This window comes from Cellvibrio zantedeschiae, assembly GCF_014652535.1.
Lineage (GTDB): Bacteria > Pseudomonadota > Gammaproteobacteria > Pseudomonadales > Cellvibrionaceae > Cellvibrio > Cellvibrio zantedeschiae.
Genome location: NZ_BMYZ01000009.1, coordinates 1 through 1,474 on the forward strand (window position 1 = coordinate 1; position 1,474 = coordinate 1,474).

Genomic DNA, 1,474 nt, shown 5'->3' on the forward strand with positions numbered 1-1,474 from the left:
CCGCTTAGCTCGGCGTTATGTGAAATCATGAATGGAATTTATCAGTATCATCAAGAAGGCCAATTGTATCTTTGGCGTTATCTTAACGAAAGAAATTATCCTGGTTATCACATGGCTTGGGCCGGCTCTGGGCAGCAGAATTCTATAGAATTTCTCAATCATTTAGCTGTGAGTGAGAATACTGCTTATAGAACTTTAAATTTGTTTAGACCTACGTCTGACGTACTGCGTGTGCCAAATAACAAAAACTCAAAGATTATTAACTTCAGTAAATTGCGAATTGAGCTAGATAATGAGTGTGAGTGGGATTTTAGCGCTGTAGAAAATAATGTGTATTTAAAGTTATCGTCGGAGTCTTGTATAAAGCTAGCTTCTATTTGTGAAAAGGTTAGCTCTCAAGTTGAGCTTCATCACAAAGGCTTATCTTTTTGGTGGTAGTAAATATTGCTGGTAGAATTGTGTGTGCAAACTAATCACATAACAAGTCGTTTCAGCACCACTCCGGCACTTCGTGTCTCCGTTGGACGGCTTTTAAGTCGCAGTTTTGCGGCTCGCTTCGCTCACTGTACCGCAAAACTACAACTTAAAATCCGCCGCTGAACTCGGCGTTAGAAAGGCAAGCATGGAAAACCACAAGAAAAAATATGAAAAATGGAAGCGCTTATGCCCAAAGCAAACAAGGTATATGTGTAACCTTATAGAATCCGATATAGTTCCTTTTTTTATTGAATCTGGGTTCTCATGGATTTCTGTTTCATATCATGATCCTGAATGGGTGGTTTCAGGTAATGAAATTGACCTTGAACGTATCAATGAAGAAAGTGTTGATACACTATCAATTTCATTCAATAAATATCGTAGCCCCACTTTTCAGGTTAGCTTAATTCGGCGTAAGAAAATTAAGGGTAACGAATTTATTAGGTCTGCGAACTTGGTCGCTAAGAATTCAGAGTATTACCATGTCTGGTGCAAGCCTTGGTATTGGCCGACTAAGCTATGGCCCAACTCTCTATCTGATAGGGAAGTAAAAAAAGTAAAATCAGAATTAAGTCAGTTAGTAGAGTTTATTGAGCTCGGAAAGCTATCAGGCTGTATTAATAAGCAAACATAATTTCTAACAAAGTGCTGCAACCCGCGCACTGCGTGCGCTGGACAATTTGTAAGGCGCGGCTTTGTGGTTTTGCTGCGCAAAAGTAATCCACAAAACCACGCCTTACAAACTGCCGTTGAGCACGGCGTTAAAAATTTGAAAGCTGTTTGGTTTATCGTGGTTATAAGTAGTTTCGTACTTTTGTGTTTGTGTTAACTCTAAGAAAGGGTCGCACTGGTAAAGTCTGCAATTGCGTTCTTTAGCTCTTCGAAGTTTAGTTTTCTAAAGCAAATCGGTTTTCGTTCACAGCTAGTTTAGCGTTTTACCTTGGCAGGTTTTCTAAACAAGTACGTTTCGTTTCTCAGGTGTTGCAAGTTTGGTTAA

2 protein-coding genes are annotated in these 1,474 nt (G+C 39.4%); both read left to right on the forward strand.

What is annotated here, in order from left to right:
• On the forward strand, positions 1 to 438 hold a 438-nt coding region (locus IE104_RS18910; RefSeq protein ID WP_229838175.1), incomplete at its 5' end, for a hypothetical protein.
• 184 nt (positions 439 to 622) lie between these two features.
• Positions 623 to 1,111, forward strand: coding sequence for a hypothetical protein (locus IE104_RS18915; RefSeq protein ID WP_189421476.1), 489 nt, complete (start codon positions 623 to 625; stop codon positions 1,109 to 1,111).
• Positions 1,112 to 1,474 lie beyond the last annotated feature (363 nt).

Bases quoted from the DNA above. Each gene is read 5' to 3' on its own strand.
- IE104_RS18915 (WP_189421476.1), top strand. From the start codon at position 623: ATGGAAAACCACAAGAAAAAATATGAAAAATGGAAGCGCTTATGCCCA.